15 protein-coding genes are annotated in these 15828 nt (G+C 70.3%); 5 read left to right on the forward strand and 10 right to left on the reverse strand.

The features are described from left to right. Nucleotides 1–14 precede the first annotated feature (14 nt). From iolD to L3Q67_RS19910, 8 genes are read right to left on the reverse strand one after another with little or no spacing between them, the layout of a single operon-like run. Nucleotides 15–1844 carry a 3D-(3,5/4)-trihydroxycyclohexane-1,2-dione acylhydrolase (decyclizing) gene (gene iolD / locus L3Q67_RS19875; RefSeq protein WP_499190900.1) on the reverse strand — a complete coding sequence of 610 codons (1830 nt, stop codon included), beginning with the start codon at nt 1842–1844 and terminating at the stop codon, nt 15–17. After that, complete coding sequence (gene iolB / locus L3Q67_RS19880; RefSeq protein WP_499190901.1) at nt 1841–2710, reverse strand: 5-deoxy-glucuronate isomerase; 870 nt, start codon at nt 2708–2710, stop codon at nt 1841–1843. Before iolB ends, iolD begins: the two co-directional genes overlap by 4 nt. Continuing rightward, nucleotides 2707–3600, reverse strand: a complete 894-nt coding sequence (locus L3Q67_RS19885) for a Cgl0159 family (beta/alpha)8-fold protein (RefSeq protein WP_499190902.1) — start codon at nt 3598–3600, stop codon at nt 2707–2709. Before L3Q67_RS19885 ends, iolB begins: the two co-directional genes overlap by 4 nt. Further along, a complete protein-coding gene (gene iolC, locus L3Q67_RS19890; protein ID WP_499190903.1) occupies nt 3597–4523 on the reverse strand; it encodes a carbohydrate kinase family protein in 927 nt (308 codons plus the stop codon). Before iolC ends, L3Q67_RS19885 begins: the two co-directional genes overlap by 4 nt. Then, complete coding sequence (locus L3Q67_RS19895) at nt 4523–5314, reverse strand: sugar ABC transporter ATP-binding protein (protein ID WP_499190904.1); 792 nt, start codon at nt 5312–5314, stop codon at nt 4523–4525. Before L3Q67_RS19895 ends, iolC begins: the two co-directional genes overlap by 1 nt. Further along, nucleotides 5311–6345 (reverse strand): ABC transporter permease, encoded by a 1035-nt coding sequence (locus L3Q67_RS19900; protein WP_209669765.1) that lies wholly within the window; start codon nt 6343–6345, stop codon nt 5311–5313. Before L3Q67_RS19900 ends, L3Q67_RS19895 begins: the two co-directional genes overlap by 4 nt. Continuing rightward, nucleotides 6342–7325: a sugar ABC transporter substrate-binding protein gene (locus tag L3Q67_RS19905; RefSeq protein ID WP_499190905.1), complete on the reverse strand. Its 984-nt coding sequence runs from the start codon at nt 7323–7325 to the stop codon at nt 6342–6344. Before L3Q67_RS19905 ends, L3Q67_RS19900 begins: the two co-directional genes overlap by 4 nt. Before the next feature lie 22 nt (nt 7326–7347). Next, nucleotides 7348–8238, reverse strand: a complete 891-nt coding sequence (locus L3Q67_RS19910; RefSeq protein ID WP_499190906.1) for a sugar phosphate isomerase/epimerase family protein — start codon at nt 8236–8238, stop codon at nt 7348–7350. Nucleotides 8239–8348: 110 nt separating this feature from the next. Here L3Q67_RS19910 and L3Q67_RS19915 point away from each other — a divergent pair, with 110 nt between their 5' ends. The 4 genes from L3Q67_RS19915 to L3Q67_RS19930 all read left to right on the forward strand — a co-directional run bounded on the left by L3Q67_RS19915 (nt 8349) and on the right by L3Q67_RS19930 (nt 11859). Then, nucleotides 8349–9353, forward strand: coding sequence for a LacI family DNA-binding transcriptional regulator (locus tag L3Q67_RS19915; RefSeq protein ID WP_499190907.1), 1005 nt, complete (start codon nt 8349–8351; stop codon nt 9351–9353). A 26-nt stretch (nt 9354–9379) separates the two neighbouring features. Beyond that, the gene (locus tag L3Q67_RS19920; protein ID WP_499190908.1) at nt 9380–10372 is read left to right on the forward strand and encodes a Gfo/Idh/MocA family oxidoreductase; all 993 of its coding nucleotides are present in this window, start codon (nt 9380–9382) and stop codon (nt 10370–10372) included. 699 nt (nt 10373–11071) lie between these two features. Continuing rightward, nucleotides 11072–11527: a hypothetical protein gene (locus L3Q67_RS19925; RefSeq protein ID WP_499190909.1), complete on the forward strand. Its 456-nt coding sequence runs from the start codon at nt 11072–11074 to the stop codon at nt 11525–11527. Then, nucleotides 11524–11859 (forward strand): hypothetical protein, encoded by a 336-nt coding sequence (locus L3Q67_RS19930; RefSeq protein ID WP_499190910.1) that lies wholly within the window; start codon nt 11524–11526, stop codon nt 11857–11859. Before L3Q67_RS19925 ends, L3Q67_RS19930 begins: the two co-directional genes overlap by 4 nt. Here the strand turns inward: L3Q67_RS19930 and L3Q67_RS19935 are convergent. Together L3Q67_RS19935 and eat are read right to left on the reverse strand one after the other, a co-directional pair. After that, a complete protein-coding gene (locus L3Q67_RS19935) occupies nt 11843–12679 on the reverse strand; it encodes an amidohydrolase family protein (RefSeq protein ID WP_499190911.1) in 837 nt (278 codons plus the stop codon). The two genes, L3Q67_RS19930 and L3Q67_RS19935, sit on opposite strands and share 17 nt — an antisense overlap. 95 nt (nt 12680–12774) lie before the next feature. Further along, nucleotides 12775–14208 carry a permease gene (gene eat, locus L3Q67_RS19940; protein ID WP_499190912.1) on the reverse strand — a complete coding sequence of 478 codons (1434 nt, stop codon included), beginning with the start codon at nt 14206–14208 and terminating at the stop codon, nt 12775–12777. A gap of 201 nt (nt 14209–14409) precedes the next feature. Here eat and L3Q67_RS19945 point away from each other — a divergent pair, with 201 nt between their 5' ends. Beyond that, nucleotides 14410–15774: a glutamine synthetase family protein gene (locus L3Q67_RS19945; RefSeq protein ID WP_499190913.1), complete on the forward strand. Its 1365-nt coding sequence runs from the start codon at nt 14410–14412 to the stop codon at nt 15772–15774. The last annotated feature ends 54 nt before the right edge of the window (nt 15775–15828 follow it).

A 15828-nucleotide genomic window follows, 5' to 3' on the forward strand; every position in this document is an offset into this window, starting at 1 on the left:
CACATTCACGGCACTCAGCGGCGTGTGTGGCGCAGCTGGCGTGACTTCCCTTCAGCGAGGGCCGGGTGGCCCGAGAGGGATGACGGGACGCCTACTTCCCACCAGGCGCCGGCGTCGGTCCAGGCGTCCGGGCGGGTTCGGATGACGACGACGGCCGGGCGGCGTTCGGAGGCCGCGGCTTCCCGTGCCTTCTGGTAGGCGCTGCGCAGGTGCACCACGCTCCCGGCCCGGAAGACCAAGCACCCCAACGCTTCCGCGTGCGCGGCGAAGTCCACGCGCGGTGGCTCGCCGTGCCCTGTCCGGCAGTCCGCGTACTGGTTGTTGAACGGTGTCCCGCCCTGGCCTTCCTGCAACCGCGCGATCACCGCGTACCCGTCGTTGTCGCAGACCACCGCGACGAACGGGTGCCCGGCGAAGGCCGCGGAGAACAGTTCCGAGTTCAGCATCAGGTACGAGCCGTCGCCGAGGAGCGTGGTCACCACCCGGTCCGGCAACGCCATCGCCGCGCCCCACGCCCCGGCGAGTTCGTAGCCCATGCACGAGAAGCCGTACTCCACGTCCATGGCCACCTCGCCGCCCCCGCGCCAGCCGCCGATGAGTTCGCCCGGCAGGCCGCCGGAAGCGGTCATCACGTAGTCGCCCGGCGCGGACAGGTCGTTGACCACCCCGACCACCTGCGCGTAGGTCGGCTCCCCGGAAGCCGACCGCAGCGAAGTGATGTGCGCGTCCCATCGCGCCCGTTCCGAAGCCGCGCGCGCGGACCAGGCCGCGTCGGCCCGCCAGTCCCCGAGGTCGAGCTCCGCCAGTGAAGCGCCGGCATCCCCAACAACGGCCAGCGCGCCGTGCTTCACCGCGTCGAACCGCGCGGCGTTCAGCGTCACCAGTTTCACCGACTCGTCGAAGACCGTCCACGAAGCGGTGGTGAAGTCCTGCAACCGCGTGCCGATGGCGAAGACCACGTCGGCGTCCCCGGCCAGCGCGTTCGCCGAAGTCGAGCCGGTGATCCCCAGCGGACCACCGTGCAGCGGGTGGTCGTGCGGCACCAGTGTCCGGCCCGCGGTGGTCTCCACCAGCGGGATGCCGTGCCGCTCGGCGAAGGCCAGCGCCCGCGCCCCGGCGCCCGAATACCGCACCCCGCCACCGAGCACGAGCAGCGGGCGCTCAGCGGAACGCAGCACGGCCGCCGCGTCGGCCAGTTCACGTGCGTCGGGTCGCGGCCGCGGCACCCGGTGCACCACGGTCTCGAACAGCGAATCCGGGAAGTCGAAGGTCTCGGCCTGCACGTCCTGCGGCAGCGCCAGCGTGACCGGACCGGCGTCGGCCGGATCGGTGAGCACCCGCGCGACCTGCGGCAACGTCGCCACCAGCTGCTCGGGCCGGGTGATGCGGTCGAAGTACCGGCTGACCGCGCGGAACGCGTCGTTCACCGTCGCCGTGGCATCCCCGAAGTGCTCCACCTGCTGCAGCACCGGGTCCGGCGCGCGGTTGACGAAGGTGTCGCCGGGCAGCAGGAGCAGTGGCAGCCGGTTCGCGTGCGCGACCCCGGCGGCGGTCACCATGTTCAGCGCGCCCGGTCCGATCGACGAGGTCACCACGCCGACCTGCCGCCGGTTCGCCGCCTTCGCGAACGCGGTCGCGGCCAGCGCCATGCCCTGCTCGGTGTGCCCGCGCCAGACCGGCAGCTCCTCGCGGAACCGGCTCAGCGCGGTGCCGATGCCGAGCACGTTGCCGTGCCCGAAGATGGCGAAGACGCCGGGGAACAACGGCACTTCGTCACCGGCGAGCGTCTCCGACCGCTGCGCGAGCAGCCAGCGGACGAGCGCTTCCGCGGTGGTCAGCTTCATCGCACCGGTCCTTCCGCCGAGGTGAGCGGGCAGCGCGGGTCGAGCGCCTGCCCGGCCCAGGTGTCGCGGATCCAGGTGTGCGCCGGGTCGTCGCAGAACGCCATCGAGCGCTCGTCCGCCGGACCGGCCAGCACGTTGAGGTAGTACATCGGGTAACCCGGCGGTGCCACGCACGGGCCGTGGTAGCCGCGCGGGATGAGGAACACGTCGCCGTCGCGCACGGCCGCGTTCTCGTCCAGCTCGCCGTCGGCGGTGTAGGTCCGGTGCAGGCCGAAGCCACCGTCCCCGCCGATCCGGAAGTAGTAGATCTCCTCGTTGACCACTTCGCACTCGCTCGCCTCGTCGTGCTTGTGCGGTGGGTAGGAGGACCAGTTGCCGTCGGGGGTGAGCAGTTCGCAGGCGTTCAGCTTGTCCGCGTGGTCCCACACCCCGGGCACACCGAAGTTGGTGACCTGCCGGGTGGCCTGCCCGGAGCCGCGCACCTCCACCGGCACGTCCTCGGCGGGGCCGTACTTCGGTGTGAGCCGCCGCGAGCACCGGGCCATCGGCAGGGCCAGCTCGCATCCGTCTATTGTGGACAGCGTTACTTCGGCGTCCCTTGGCACGTAGGCGAAGTCGGTGACCCTGGCGAACACCGAGTCCCGGCCGAGCAGGTCGAACCGGGAGCCGTCGGCCTCGACCACGCAGCCACCGGACAACGGCAGCACGAACGCCTCGAACTCGCCGGTGTGCACCACCCGTGAGGTGCCCGCGGTGAGCCGCAGGACGCGCAAGCCGGTGTAGGTCCAGCCCGCGGCCTCGGGCGTGAGCAGGATCGGGTCTTCGCCGTCGGCGAGGGTGCCGTGCGGGTGGTGCAGTGCGCTCATCGGCTCTTCTCCAAAACCTTGGCCGCCGCGTCGACCGCGCCGCCCACGTCACCATCCGGCGGGTAGAGCAGGGACCGCCCGACCACCAGCCCGCGCACCACGTCGTGCCGCAGGGCCGCGCCCCAGGAAGCCAGGTCCGCGGCGGGATCCCCGGACGGCACCCCGCCGAGCACGACCACCGGCAGCGTGGTCGCGTCGAGCATCGCCGAATCCTGCGGCGCGGGCAGCTTCAGCCAGGTGTGCGCCGAGGTCACGCCGAGCCCGGAAGCCACCGTCACCGCCCGCGCCAGCGAAGCCGAATCCCGTTGCAGCACCAGCTTCCCGGCGCCGTCGCGCTGGTAGGGGAGCGGTTCGACCATGGCCATCAGGCCGTAGCTCGCCAGTTCCGTGACGGCTTCGGCACTGGCCTGCAGCGTCGGCACGGTCCCCGGATCGGTGTCGACCAGCCGCAGCAGCAGTTTGCCGCCGTCCAGCCGGAAATCGGCGATGGACCGGGCGGTGTAGGCGGTGAACCGGTCGTCGATCTCCCAGTCCGCGCCCGCCAGCCCGCCGCGGTTCATCGAGCCGATGACGATCTTGTCGTGCAGCGCGTCCAGCAGGAGCAGTTCCTCGACCACGTCCGGGGTGCCGAGGATGCCGTCCACCGCCGGGTTCTCCAGCGCGATCAGCAGCCGTTCCAGCAGCGACCGGCGATCCGCCATGGCCATCGGGTCGTCGCCGACGCCGAGCGCGCCCCTGGCCGGGTGGTCGGCGGCGACCAGGAACAGCGTGCCGCTCGGTGAGAGCAGCCGCTCCCGGCGACGGCGTGCGGCGTACGCGCGGTTGACCGCCCCGGGTTCGGTCGCCCGCACGCGCAGCAGTTCGCGCCAGCGGTCGTCGGAAAGACTCACAGCACCTCCTCGATCTCCGCGGCCGTCGGCATGGCGTCCGCGCAGGCCAGCCGGGACGCGACCAGCGCACCCGCCGCGTTGGCGTAGGTGGCCAGGCGCACGGGATCCCAGCCGGACAACAGGCCGTGGATCAGCGCGCCGCCGAACCCGTCACCGGCGCCGAGGCCGCAGACCACCTCGACCCGTTGCGGGCGCACGGTCCACGAGCCCTCCGGCGTGGCGACCAGCACTCCGTCAGCGCCCTTCTTGATCACCGCCAGGCGCACGCCCCGGTCCAGCAGGCGTCGCGCGGCCTCGTCCGGGTCGCCGGTGCCGACGGCGACCTCCACCTCGGTCCGGTTGCCGACGGCGACGGTCACGTGGTCGAGCATCCAGCCGATCTCCGCGCGGGCCGTCGCCACGTCCGGCCAGAACATCGGCCGGTAGTCCAGGTCGAGCACGGTGTGCCCGCGCCGTGCCCGCCGTTCGAGGATGGCGCGCTGCGTGCCGCGCGCGGGCTCGGTGCACACCCCGGTCCCGGTGACCCACAGCAGCGGCACCTCGTCGACCACGTCCCACGGCACGTCCTGCTCGCCGAGGGTCAGGTCGGGGGCGATGGGGGAGCGGTAGAACAGCAGCGGCGGGTCCTCCGGCGGGTCGAGGGCGCAGAAGACCACCGGGGTCTGCAGGTCCGCGGCGGTGCCGACGTACTCCGGCGAGACCCCGAACCCGGTCAGCGCCTGGCGCACGTAGTCGCCGAAGCCGTCCGGGCCGACCTTGGTGAGGACCGCCGTCCGCCTGCCGAGCCGCGCGGCGGCGACCGCGACGTTGGTCGCGGTGCCGCCGAGCGACTTGGCGAAGCTGCGCACCCCGGCCAGCGGCACGCCGCTCTGCTCGGGGTAGAGGTCCACCCCGACCCGGCCGATGGTGAGCGCTTCCAGCATCAGGGTGCCTCCACCGACCGCAGTTCGTGCTCCAGCGCCTCCAGTTCGGCACCGCCGGCCATCTGCCGGGTCAGCTCCTCGATGCCGATCTCGGACTTCTCGTACGCCCCGAGCGCGACCCCGCGCTTGAGCAGCAGGAACCGGTCCGCCACCGGGTAGGCGTGGTGCGGGTTGTGGGTGATCAGCACGACGCCCAGCCCGCGGTCACGTGCCTGGGCGACGTACTTGAGCACCACCCCGGCCTGCTTCACCCCGAGCGCGGCGGTCGGTTCGTCCAGGATCAGCACCTTCGCGCCGAAGTGGATCGCGCGCGCGATCGCCACGCACTGCCGTTCACCGCCGGAAAGCGTGCCCACCGGCTGCTCCACGTCACGCAGGTCGATCCCGAGGTCGGCCAGCGCGGCCTTGGTGGTTTCCTTGCACTGCTTGCGATCCAGCCAGCGGATCGGGCCGAAACCCCGGGTGGGCTCGGAGCCGAGGAAGAAGTTGCGCCACACGCTCATCAGCGGCACCACGGCCAGGTCCTGGTAGACCGTGGCGATCCCGCGGTCGAGCGCTTCGCGCGGCGAGGCGAACCGCACCGGCTCACCGTCCACCTTGAACTCGCCGGTGTCGTGCTGGTGCACCCCGGCCAGGATCTTGATCAGCGTGGACTTCCCGGCGCCGTTGTCGCCGAGCACGCAGGTGACCTCACCGGCGTTGACCACGGTGGACACCTCACGCAGCGCGAGCACGCTGCCGTAGGTCTTGCCTATGCCGTTGACCTCGATCAACGCCCGCTGTGCCGTCATCGCCGTACCCTCTCCGCGCGCCGCCGGAAGGTGTTGTTCACCAGCACCGCCGCGAGCAGCATCACGCCGAGGAACAGCATGAACCAGTCGCTGTCCCAGCGGGCGAAGACGATGCCCTGGCGGGCCATGCCGAAGATCAGCGCGCCGATCGCGGCCCCGATCGCCGAGCCGAAACCGCCGGTGAGCAGGCAGCCGCCGACCACCGCGGCGATGATGAACTGCAGCTCCAGCCCGATGCCCTGGTTGGCCTGCACGCTGGCGAAGCGCAGGATGTTGATCGAGCCGACCAGCCAGCCCGCCACCGCGGTGGTCATGAACAGCAGGATCTTCGTGCGCTTGACCGGCACGCCGACCGCGCGCGAGCTGACCGGTGAGCCGCCCACGGCGAAGATCCAGTTGCCGAACCGGGTGCGCACCAGCAGCCACGCGGCCACCGCGGCGAACCCGATCCACCACAGGATGGAGATCTGGAACTTCGTGCCGCCGATCTCCACGGTGGAGGCGAACACGAAGCCCGAGGAGGCGTACCCGTCGGCGCTGCGCATGCCCGAAACCTGCACGGTGCCGGTGACCAGCCGCGTCACGCCGAGGTTCAGGCCCTGCAACGCGAGGAAGGTGCCCAGTGTGACGATGAAGCTGGGCAGGCCGGTGCGCATCACCAGCCAGCCGTTGAACGCGCCCACGGCGAGCGCGAACACCAGCGAGGCCAGCAGCGCCAGCCACACGTTCCAGCCCGCCTGGGTGGCCAGTATCGCGGTGACCAGTGCGGTGGACGCGGTCATCACGCCCGCCGAGAGGTCGAACTCGCCGCCGATCATCAGCAGCGAGACCGCCACCGCCATGATGCCGAGCGTGGAGGCGTCGTCGAGCCAGGTGGCCACGCCGTCGCCGGTGAGGAACTGGTCGGCGGTGATGCTGAAGAAGGCGAACACCACCACCGCGCCGAGCAGCGCGCCGATCTCCGGGCGCACCACCAGCCGGTCGCTCAGCCGGGTGGTGCCCACCCGTTCGTCCAGGGTCGTCGTGGTCATCGGGTACCCCGCTCCACGTAGGCGCCGATCTGGTCCACAGTGGACTTGTCGACGAGGTCGGGTCCGGTCAGCACCGGCCTGCCGCCGCCGACCACGTTCCGGTTGTCCCGGTACAACTTGAGGAAGACCACGGGCAGGTAGCCCTGCTCGTACTGCTGCTGGTCCACGGCGAAGAGCACGTCACCGGTCTTGATCGCGGCGACCACGTCGGCGTTCAGGTCGAAGGTGGCCACCTTCGCCTGCGACTGCACCTGCTCGATGGCGTTCACCGCGTTCGCGGCCACCTGCGAGTTCAGCGTGAGCACCGCGTCGATCGACGGGTCGGTCTGCACCGCGCCGCGGATGCGGGCCTGCACGTCGGTCGGGTTGCTGATGTCCACCTGCAGCCGCTCCGCCGCGCCGAAGCCGCGCGCGGCACCGTCGCAGCGCTGGTTCTGCCCGATGTTGCCCGCCTCGTGGATCACGCAGAGCAGCTTGGTCCCGCCCGCCTCCTTGAACTTGCGGCCGGCCTGCTCACCGGCGACGCCCTCGCTCTGGCCGATGTGGGTCAGCGCGCCGTAGGCCGCGCTCTGCTCCTCACCGGAGTTGATGGTGACCACCGGGATGCCCGCGCGGACCGCGCTTTCGATCGACGGCCGCACCGCCTCGGGGTTCTGCATGGAGACCACGAGCCCGCCGACGCGCTGCGCGACCGCGTTGTCGATCAGCTTGGCCTGGTTGCCCGGATCCCCGTCGGAGTTGTACTCCACCGGCACGCCGAGCGCGCGACCCGCGTCCTCGGCGCCGTTCTTGACCACGTTCCAGAAGGCGTCCCCGGCGGTGCCGTGGGAGATGACCGCGATCCGGAACGGGCCGGTTTCGGCAGGCACCTCCGGACCACTGCCCCCTGGTGGTTCTTCGGCGGCGGGCCCGGTGCACGCGGCGAGCAGCAACGCCGCCGCGGCCACCAGGCCGAGCCTTCCTGAGCGATTGGACGTCATTGTCGAATCCTCGCTGTTCGGCCTACGCAGCCGCCAATCGGCTGACGATCTTGTCGAGGTGCACCAGACTGCGCGCGGTGTCCCGCTTCGGACCTTCGTCACCGTCCTGCCCCAGCGCGGTGTCCTGTTCGAGGACGTACCAGCCGGTGTAGCCCGCTCCGTGGACCGAGCGCACCATCGCTTCGATGTCCACGTCGCCGTCCCCGAGCGGGACGAACAGGCCCTGGCCCACCGCGTCGGTGTAGGCCAGTTCTCCGCCGCGGACGCGGTCGGCGAGGTCCGCCCGGACGTCCTTGAGGTGCAGGTGGCCGATCCGGTCCGGGTGGCGCCTGGCCAGTTCGACCGGGTCGGTGCCGCCGAGCAGCAGGTGCCCGGTGTCCAGGCACAGGGGCAGGTCGGAGTCGGCGATGAACTCCTCGACCTCGGCCTCGGTCTCCACATGCGTCCCCACGTGCGGGTGCAGAACGGTGCGCAAGCCGTGCGCTGCGGCAGTGTCCCGGATCTTGGCCGCCGTGTCGAGGAGCGTGCGCCATTCGGCGGCGGTCAACGCGGGGCGGTCGTCGTAGCCGTCGAGCCCGGTGGCCGCGGCGAGCACGAGCACCTCGGCCCCGCAGGCGGCGAACAGGGCGGCCGACTCCTCGGCGGCGGCCACCGCGGCGGCCGGTCCGGAGTGCAGTGCGACGGCGAGGAAACCGCCGATCAGGCGAAGTTCGTGGCTGTCGAGCAGTTCCCGCAACCGTGCGGGATCCCTTGGCAGATAACCGGGTGGGCCGAGTTCGGTGGCGCGCACGCCCAATTCCGCCATTTGCCCGAGCACCACCGGCGCGTCGAGCACCCGGCCCCAGCCGGGGACTTCGCACACCCCCCAGGAGATCGGTGCCGCGGCGATCTTGAAATCCGGTGCGATTGTCATCGGTGACCAATCTGGAGGGGACGGTTTGACGCCCTGCACTATTGGTTAGAGCGCTCTAATCGTGTAACCTCACCGTACTGGTGTCAAGGGGGGCGGCGGGGAGGCTCGAGTTGATGCGACCGACGATGGAGGACGTGGCCGCGCGCGCGGGCGTCTCACGGGCGCTGGTTTCGCTGGTCATGCGCAATTCGCCCAAGGTCAGCGAACAACGCCGCACCGCGGTGCTCAAGGCCGCCGACGAGCTGGGTTATCAGCCGCACGTGATGGCCCGGTCGCTGGCCAGCCGCACTTCCACGGTGCTCGGCGTGATGGTTTCCGATCTGCGGAACGCCTTTTTCGCCGACGTGGTGGAAGGGCTGGATTCGGCCGCGCAAGCCGCCGGGTTCAACCTGATCCTGAACACCGGATCGCGCAGTCCCGCACGGGAGCAGGCGGCGTTGCGCAGTTTGCTTTCCTTCCGCCCAGCGGGAGTCGTGCTGCTTTCCCCGGTGCTTTCCGCCTCCGCCGTGGAAAAGGCGGCCGAACAGTGCCCGCTGGTGCTGGTTTCGCGCACTTCCCGGCTGTCCACTGTGGATACGGTCAACGACGACGGCACCGCCGGGGTGGCGCTGGCGGTGGACCACCTGGTCGAGCTCGGGCACCGGCGGATCGTCCACTTCGACGGCGGCTCCGCGGCCAGCGCCGCCGCCCGGCGCCGGGGTTACCGCGCCGCGATGGCGCGGCACGGGCTCGAGCCGCGGATCGTGCGCAGCGAGCACACCGACACCGCCGGGGAGAAGGCGGTGCGCGAGCTGCTCAGCTCGGTGGACTCCCGCGAACTGCCCACCGCGGTGATCTCCGGCAACGACTTCAACGCCGTCGGCGTCATCTCGGCCTTCGAAGAAGCCGGTTTCCGCGTGCCCGAGGACGTTTCCGTGGTCGGCTACGACAACACCTCGCTCGCCGCGCTGCGCCACGTCTGGCTGACCACGGTGGACCAGCCGCGGCTGGAACTGGGCAGGCTGGCCGTGGAGGCGTTGCTCGAGCGGGTGCGCGGGGAGCGGGACGAGCCGATGCGGCACCTGCTCCACCCGTCGCTGGTGGTGCGGGGCACCACCGCCGCCCCGCGGGACTAGTCCGTCGCGTTAGGAGAGTGCGAAAGATGAGGCTTGGACTCGCCGGCACCGGCCGGATCGGCTCGGCGCACGCCGACATCCTCAAGCAGCTGCCCGGGGTGAGCTCGGTGGTGGTCGCCGATGTGGACACCGAGCGCGCGCGGGCGACCGCGGCCAAGCTGGAGGTCGACGCGGCGGGCAGCATCGACGAGCTGTTCACCTCCGGGGTGGACGGTGTGGTGATCGCCGCGGCCACCCACGCGCACCCGGAGCTGATCATCCGCGCGGTGCACGCGGGCCTGCCGGTGTTCTGCGAGAAGCCGGTGGCCGGGGACGTGGCAGGCACGCAGGCGGTGGTCGACCAGGTGGCCGAGGCGGAGGTGCCGGTGCAGATCGGCTTCCAGCGCCGGTTCGACGCGGGCTACCTGGCCGCGCGCCGGGCGGTCACCGCGGGGGAGCTGGGCTGGCTGCACACGCTGCGGGCGACCACACTGGACCCGGCGCCGCCGCCCGCCGAGTACGTGCCGGGCTCGGGCGGGCTGTTCCGCGACTGCGGAGTGCACGACTTCGACATCATCCGCTGGGTGACCGGGCGCGAGGTGACGGAGGTCTACGCGACCGGCAGCAACCGCGGCGCCGAGTTCTTCGCCGCCGCCGGCGACGTGGACACTGCCGCCGTACTGCTCACCCTGGACGACGACAGCCTCGCCACCGTCTCGCTGACCAGGTACAACGCCGCGGGCTACGACGTACGCCTGGAGGTCCTGGGCTCGGCGGGCAGCATCGCCGTCGGCCTGGACGAACGGCTGCCGCTGACCTCGGTCGAAGAGGGCGTGACCTGGCCGACCGGCCCGGCGTACCCCGGCTTCATGGAACGCTTCCGCGCCTCCTACGTGCGCGAACTGGAAGCCTTCACCGAGGTGGTCGCCGGCCGCATCCCCAGCCCCTGCACCGTCGGCGACGCCCTCGCCGCCTTCCGCATCGCCGAAGCCTGCGCCCACTCCCTACGCACCCACCGCCCCACCCCCCTCCCCACCTAACCCACCCCCCTCACACACCCGACCCCCACCCTCACGCACCCGAACCCCACGTTCAGGCAGGCGAGTCCCACATTCGGGAAGCCGAGTTCCACGCTCGTGCAGTCGAACTCCGCGTTCGCGTAGGCGAGTTCCACACTCGGGTAGGCGAGTGCTGCGTTCGGGCAGCCGAGTGCGACGTTCAGGTGGGCGAGTTCGGTTGTCGCAGGGCCGAGTTCGGCACTCGGGTAGCCGAGTCTCCCGTCCAGGCAGCTGAGATCCACACTCGTGCACCCGAACCCCACCTTCAGGCAGACGAGTCCTGCGTTCGGGCACACGAGTTCCACACTCGGATAGCGAACTTCGCCTTCGGGCGGGCGAGTTCCACATTCGTGCAGCCGAACCCCACGTTCATGCACCCGAGTTCCACGCTCGGGTAGGCGAGTGCTGCGTTCGGGCAGCCGAGTGCGACGTTCGGGCACGCGAGTCCCACGTTCAGATAGACGAGTTCCACATTCGGGAAGCTGAACTCCGCGTTCAGGTAGGCGAGTTCCGGACGAATGCTGCGGGGTCGCACCGGACCCCGGACCCCGGACCATGATCGCGTAGGCGGGTACGCAGGGTGGCGTAGGGCCTGGTGCCGTCCTCAGGGGGACGCCGTGACCAGGCCGGGTCCGCGAACCTCGTCGAGTCATGGACGAAGGCCGACGACGGGAAACCGAAATGAACAGATCAACCGCGGTCAGGCAATTGCTGGCCGCACACAGTGTCACCATCCTGCGGGTCAGTCTGGGGCTGGTGTTCCTCGGTTTCGGGGCGCTCAAGTTCTTCCCCGGCGCGAGCCCGGCCCAGGAACTCGTGGTGCGCACGCTGGAGACGTTGTCGTTCGGGGTGTTGTCCGGGCAGGGCGCGCTCCTGGTCACAGCGATCGCCGAGTGCGTCATCGGGGTCACGCTGGTTACCGGGCGGTTCCTCAAGACCGGACTGGTGGTGCTGGGCGCCTCGCTGATCGGCATCCTGTCGCCGCTGGTCCTGTTCTTCGCCGACCTGTTCCCGGGTTCTCCGACGCTGGAAGCCCAGTACGTGGTCAAGGACATCGTGCTGGCAGCGGCCGGTCTGGTGATCGCGGCGAGTGCCCTGGGCGCGCGTTTCGTCACCGCGGAACGGGTGGCGCTGTGAACGCGGCGCGGAAAGCGGCGATGGCCGGGCTGGTGGTGGCCTCGGCCGGGCTGGTGGTGGCGAAGCTCGGCGGGCTTGCCATGCCCGCGGTGCCGCCGGCGCTGGTGATCATGCTGGTGGCCGCCGCCCTGCTGGTCGTGCGGTGGCGGTGGGTGCCGATCGTCGCGGTGCTGGCGGCGCTAGCGGAAGGAATCGGGTTCGCGGCCAGCGGGTCGTTCACACGACTGGCCGACGTCGGGGACTTCGGCATCTTCGCGGGTAGCTGGCTGCGACTGCTCGGGGTGGTCATCGCCGTGGTTTTCGGGGTCGTGGCGCTCAAAGCCGCAGATTGAAGATTCGCCGGGCGTTGCCGCCGAGGAACAGTTCCTGCGCCTCGGCACCCAGCTCGAGCTTGCCGAGCTGCTTGAGGCAGTCGGCCGGCGTGATCATCGGGTAGTTCGAGCCGAAGAGGACCCGCGTGCGCCCGCGACCCCTGGCGAAGTCGGCCAGTTCGGCGGGCAGGCGGTGCAGCGCGTACGCGGAGGTGTCGACGTGGAAGTTCGGGTACTTCATCACCAGCGAAAGCACCTCGTTGAGCCAGGGAAAACCGACGTGCCCGCCGACGACCACCAGCTCGGGGAAATCGAGCAGCACCTCGTCGAGGTAGGGGATCGGGCGGCCGGGTTCGGACGGGCACAGCGGCCCGGTGTGCCCGATCTGCGTGCACAACGGCACGCCGAGTTCGACGCAGGCGACGTAGACCGGGTAGTAGCGGCGGTCGTTCGGGGGCAGGTTCCAGAGCCACGGGACCACGCGGACGCCGACGAACCCGAGGTCGCGCACGCACCGGCGGATCTCGCGGATGGCGGCCATCGGATCCGTGAGATCCACCGAGGCGATGCCCGCGAACCGGGCGGGGTGCCGCTCGACCACGGCGGCGACCTCGTCGTTGGTGATCAGCGGCCCCCGCGGCGAGTACCACGCGGACAGCAGCCCCGCGTGCACCCCGGCGGCGTCCATCGCTTCCACCGTCGCCTGGAGCGGGGGCGCCATCCGCGTGGTGCCGGTCCAGCGGAGCACGGATTCGAGCCAGGGCTCGGCCATGAACCGGTCACCCGGCTGCTGCATCCAGGCGTCGATGATTTCCGGCAGGCCGATCGTGCCCAGCTCCATCAGCCCATGTTAAGCCCGCCCAGGCGCTGTCCTGTGAGTCTGGTCGATGGGCCGCCTGGGCGCGGAGAGCGCGACCTTGACTTACCGGACAGCGCCTAGCCCAATTCGGATTCGGCTTGCTGGATGGCGGCGAACTCCTCCTCCGGCGCGCTGGCGACCAGGTGGTGCCTGCTGTAGAACCAGAAGTACGCCAGCGCCAGCAGGAAGATCCCGCCGGTGATCGCCGCCGCCAGTACGTCCACCAGGAAGGTGGCCACCACCGCGGCCGCCGCCAGCACCAGGGCCACGCCGGTGGTCCAGGCCCCGCCCGGCGTGCGGTACGGGCGTTCGAGGTCCGGCTCGCGCTTGCGCAGCACGATGTGCGAAAGGTTCAGCAGCACATAGGAAACCGTCGCGCCGAAGACGGCGATGTTGATCAGCAGATCGCCCTCACCGATGGCGAACGCCAGGAGGAAACCGACGGTCCCCGGCACGATCAGCGCCAGGTACGGCGTCTTCCGCTTCCCCGTCTTCGAGAGCCACCGCGGCAGGTAACCCGCCCGTGAAAGCGCGAACAACTGCCGCGAGTAGGCGTAGATGATCGAGAAGAAGCTGGCGACCAATCCGGCGAGGCCGACGTAGTTGACGATCTGGCTCACCCAGTTGTCCCCGCCGTAAGCCACCTTCGCGGCGTCCACGAGCGGGTTGTTCGAGCCGGCCAGCGCCGCCGACCCCGAACCGCCCGGCGCCAGCACCAGGATCAACGCGGCGAACACCACCAGGGCGGCCATCGCGGCGATGATGCCCCGCGGCATGTCGCGCTTCGGGTCGCGTGCCTCCTCCGCGGCCAGCGGCACGCCTTCGACCGCGAGGAAGAACCAGATGCCGTAGACCAACGCCGCCAGCACACCGGTGATGCCGAACGGCAGGAACGACGATGCCCCGAACGCGTCCGTGGCCGGGATGTCGAAGAGCTTGGCGCCGTCGAACTTCGGCACCATGCCCACCGCGAACAACACCAGCGCGACCACGGCGACCGCGGTGATCACGAACATCACCCGCAGCGCCTCGCCCACCCCGCGCAGGTGGATCCCGATGAAGATCAGGTAGCAGACCAGGTACACCGGCCAGCTGTTGGTCAGCCCGAACAAGCCGAGCGTTTCCACGTAACCGCCGATGAAGATGGAGATCGCGGCGGGGGCGATCGAGTACTCGATGAGGATCGCCACGCCCGTGGCGAACCCGCCGAGCGGACCCAAGGCGCGCCGCGCGAACCCGTAACCCGCACCGGCCACCGGCAACGCCGAAGACATCTCCGCGAGCCCGAACACCATGCAGCCGTACATCACCGCCATCAGCACGGTGGCGATCAGCAGGCCGCCCCAGCCGCCCTTCTCCAGCCCGAAGTTCCACCCGGCGAAGTCCCCGGAAATGACGTAGGAGACCCCCAGCCCGGCCAGCAGCAGCCAGCCCGCGGCCCCGCGTTTGAGCTGTCTCTGCTTGAGGTAGTCGGCGCCGACCTGGTTGTACTCGACCTTGCCGCGTGCCATCTGGACTCCCTGCGGGTCACGCCCCGGCACCCCAATGGATCCCTGGACAGTCCTTTGAAGTTGTCCGAGGTTCGGCCATCACCCCCGGTTTGTCAAGGCGCCCGCGAGGCGGTTGACTGCGCCCCGCAGCACCGGTACGAAGGTCATCCAATGGGTCTGTACGGTTCCATTAACTGTGCGGGACGAAAGAGGTGTCGGTCGATGGGCAAACGCAAGGGCATGCTGACGCTCGACGAGCTGCGGGAACTCGTCGAGGACGGCACTGTGGACACCATCCTGGTGGCGATGACCGACATGCAGGGCCGCCTGCAGGGCAAGCGGTGCGCGGCCGAGTACTTCCTCAACGAGGTCGTGCCGCACGCCACCGAGGCCTGCAACTACCTGCTCGCCGTGGACGTGGACATGAACACCGTCGACGGCTACGCGATCTCCTCCTGGGAACGCGGGTACGGCGACTGCGTGCTGCGCCCCGACTTCGACACCCTGCGCCTGGTCCCGTGGCAGGAAGGCACCGCGATGGTGCTCGCCGACGTGGAATGGGTGGGGGGCGGCGAAGTCACCGTTTCCCCGCGCCAGGTGCTGAAGAAGCAACTGGACCGGCTGGCCGAACGCGGACTCGGCGCCTTCGTCGGCACCGAACTCGAGTTCATCGTCTTCGAGGACTCCTACGAGCGCGCGTGGAAATCCGGCTACCGCGAGCTGACCCCGGCCAATCAGTACAATGTGGACTATTCGATGCTCGGCACCGCGCGGCTGGAACCGCTGCTGCGCCGGATCCGCAACGCGATGACCGGTGCCGGGCTGTACGTGGAGTCGGCCAAGGGCGAGTGCAACCCCGGTCAGCAGGAGATCGCCTTCCGCTACACCGACGCTCTGTCCACTTGCGACAACCACGGGATCTACAAGAACGGTGCCAAGGAGATCGCCGCGCAGGAGGGCAAGAGCCTGACCTTCATGGCGAAGTACGACGAGCGCGAGGGCAACTCCTGCCACATCCACATCAGCCTGCGCTCGCTCGACGGCGAACCGGTGCTCGCCGGTGACGGTCCCGGCGGCTTCTCGAAGCTGATGGAGCACTTCCTCGCCGGGCAGCTGGCGTGCCTGCGTGAACTGACCTACTTCCTCGCGCCGAACATCAACTCCTATAAGCGTTTCGTGCCCGGCAGCTTCGCGCCGACGTCGGTCGCCTGGGGCACCGACAACCGCACCTGCGCGCTGCGCGTGGTCGGGCACGGCCAGTCGCTGCGGGTGGAGAACCGCGTGCCCGGCGGGGACGTCAACCCGTACCTGGCCGTCGCCGCGCTCATCGCCGCCGGGCTGCACGGCATCGAGAACGAACTGCCGCTGGAGCCGGAATTCCAGGGGAACGCCTACACCTCGGGCAAGCCGACCGTGCCGACCACCCTGCGCGAGGCGGCGGAACTGCTCAAGGGCAGCGAGGTCGCCCGCGCGGCCTTCGGCGAAGACGTGGTGGAGCACTACCTGAACGCGGCGAAGGTCGAGCTGACCGCCTTCGACGCCGCGGTCACCGATTGGGAGCGAGTACGTGGTTTCGAACGACTTTAGGCGCAGTCCGGTAAGCCAAGGCCGCGCTCTCCGCGCCCAGGCGGCCCCTGGCGG

Source organism: Saccharothrix sp. AJ9571 (assembly GCF_021725495.1).
GTDB classification, from domain to species: Bacteria; Actinomycetota; Actinomycetes; order Mycobacteriales; family Pseudonocardiaceae; genus Amycolatopsis; species Amycolatopsis magusensis.

Coding starts and splice junctions, on each gene's coding strand:
- iolD (WP_499190900.1), bottom strand. CDS start 1,844: ATGAAGCTGACCACCGCGGAAGCGCTCGTCCGCTGGCTGCTCGCGCAG.
- iolB (WP_499190901.1), bottom strand. CDS start 2,710: ATGAGCGCACTGCACCACCCGCACGGCACCCTCGCCGACGGCGAAGAC.
- iolC (WP_499190903.1), bottom strand. CDS start 4,523: ATGCTGGAAGCGCTCACCATCGGCCGGGTCGGGGTGGACCTCTACCCC.
- L3Q67_RS19895 (WP_499190904.1), bottom strand. CDS start 5,314: ATGACGGCACAGCGGGCGTTGATCGAGGTCAACGGCATAGGCAAGACC.
- L3Q67_RS19900 (WP_209669765.1), bottom strand. CDS start 6,345: ATGACCACGACGACCCTGGACGAACGGGTGGGCACCACCCGGCTGAGC.
- L3Q67_RS19905 (WP_499190905.1), bottom strand. CDS start 7,325: ATGACGTCCAATCGCTCAGGAAGGCTCGGCCTGGTGGCCGCGGCGGCG.
- L3Q67_RS19910 (WP_499190906.1), bottom strand. CDS start 8,238: ATGACAATCGCACCGGATTTCAAGATCGCCGCGGCACCGATCTCCTGG.
- L3Q67_RS19920 (WP_499190908.1), top strand. CDS start 9,380: ATGAGGCTTGGACTCGCCGGCACCGGCCGGATCGGCTCGGCGCACGCC.
- L3Q67_RS19925 (WP_499190909.1), top strand. CDS start 11,072: ATGAACAGATCAACCGCGGTCAGGCAATTGCTGGCCGCACACAGTGTC.
- L3Q67_RS19935 (WP_499190911.1), bottom strand. CDS start 12,679: ATGGAGCTGGGCACGATCGGCCTGCCGGAAATCATCGACGCCTGGATG.
- eat (WP_499190912.1), bottom strand. CDS start 14,208: ATGGCACGCGGCAAGGTCGAGTACAACCAGGTCGGCGCCGACTACCTC.
- L3Q67_RS19945 (WP_499190913.1), top strand. CDS start 14,410: ATGGGCAAACGCAAGGGCATGCTGACGCTCGACGAGCTGCGGGAACTC.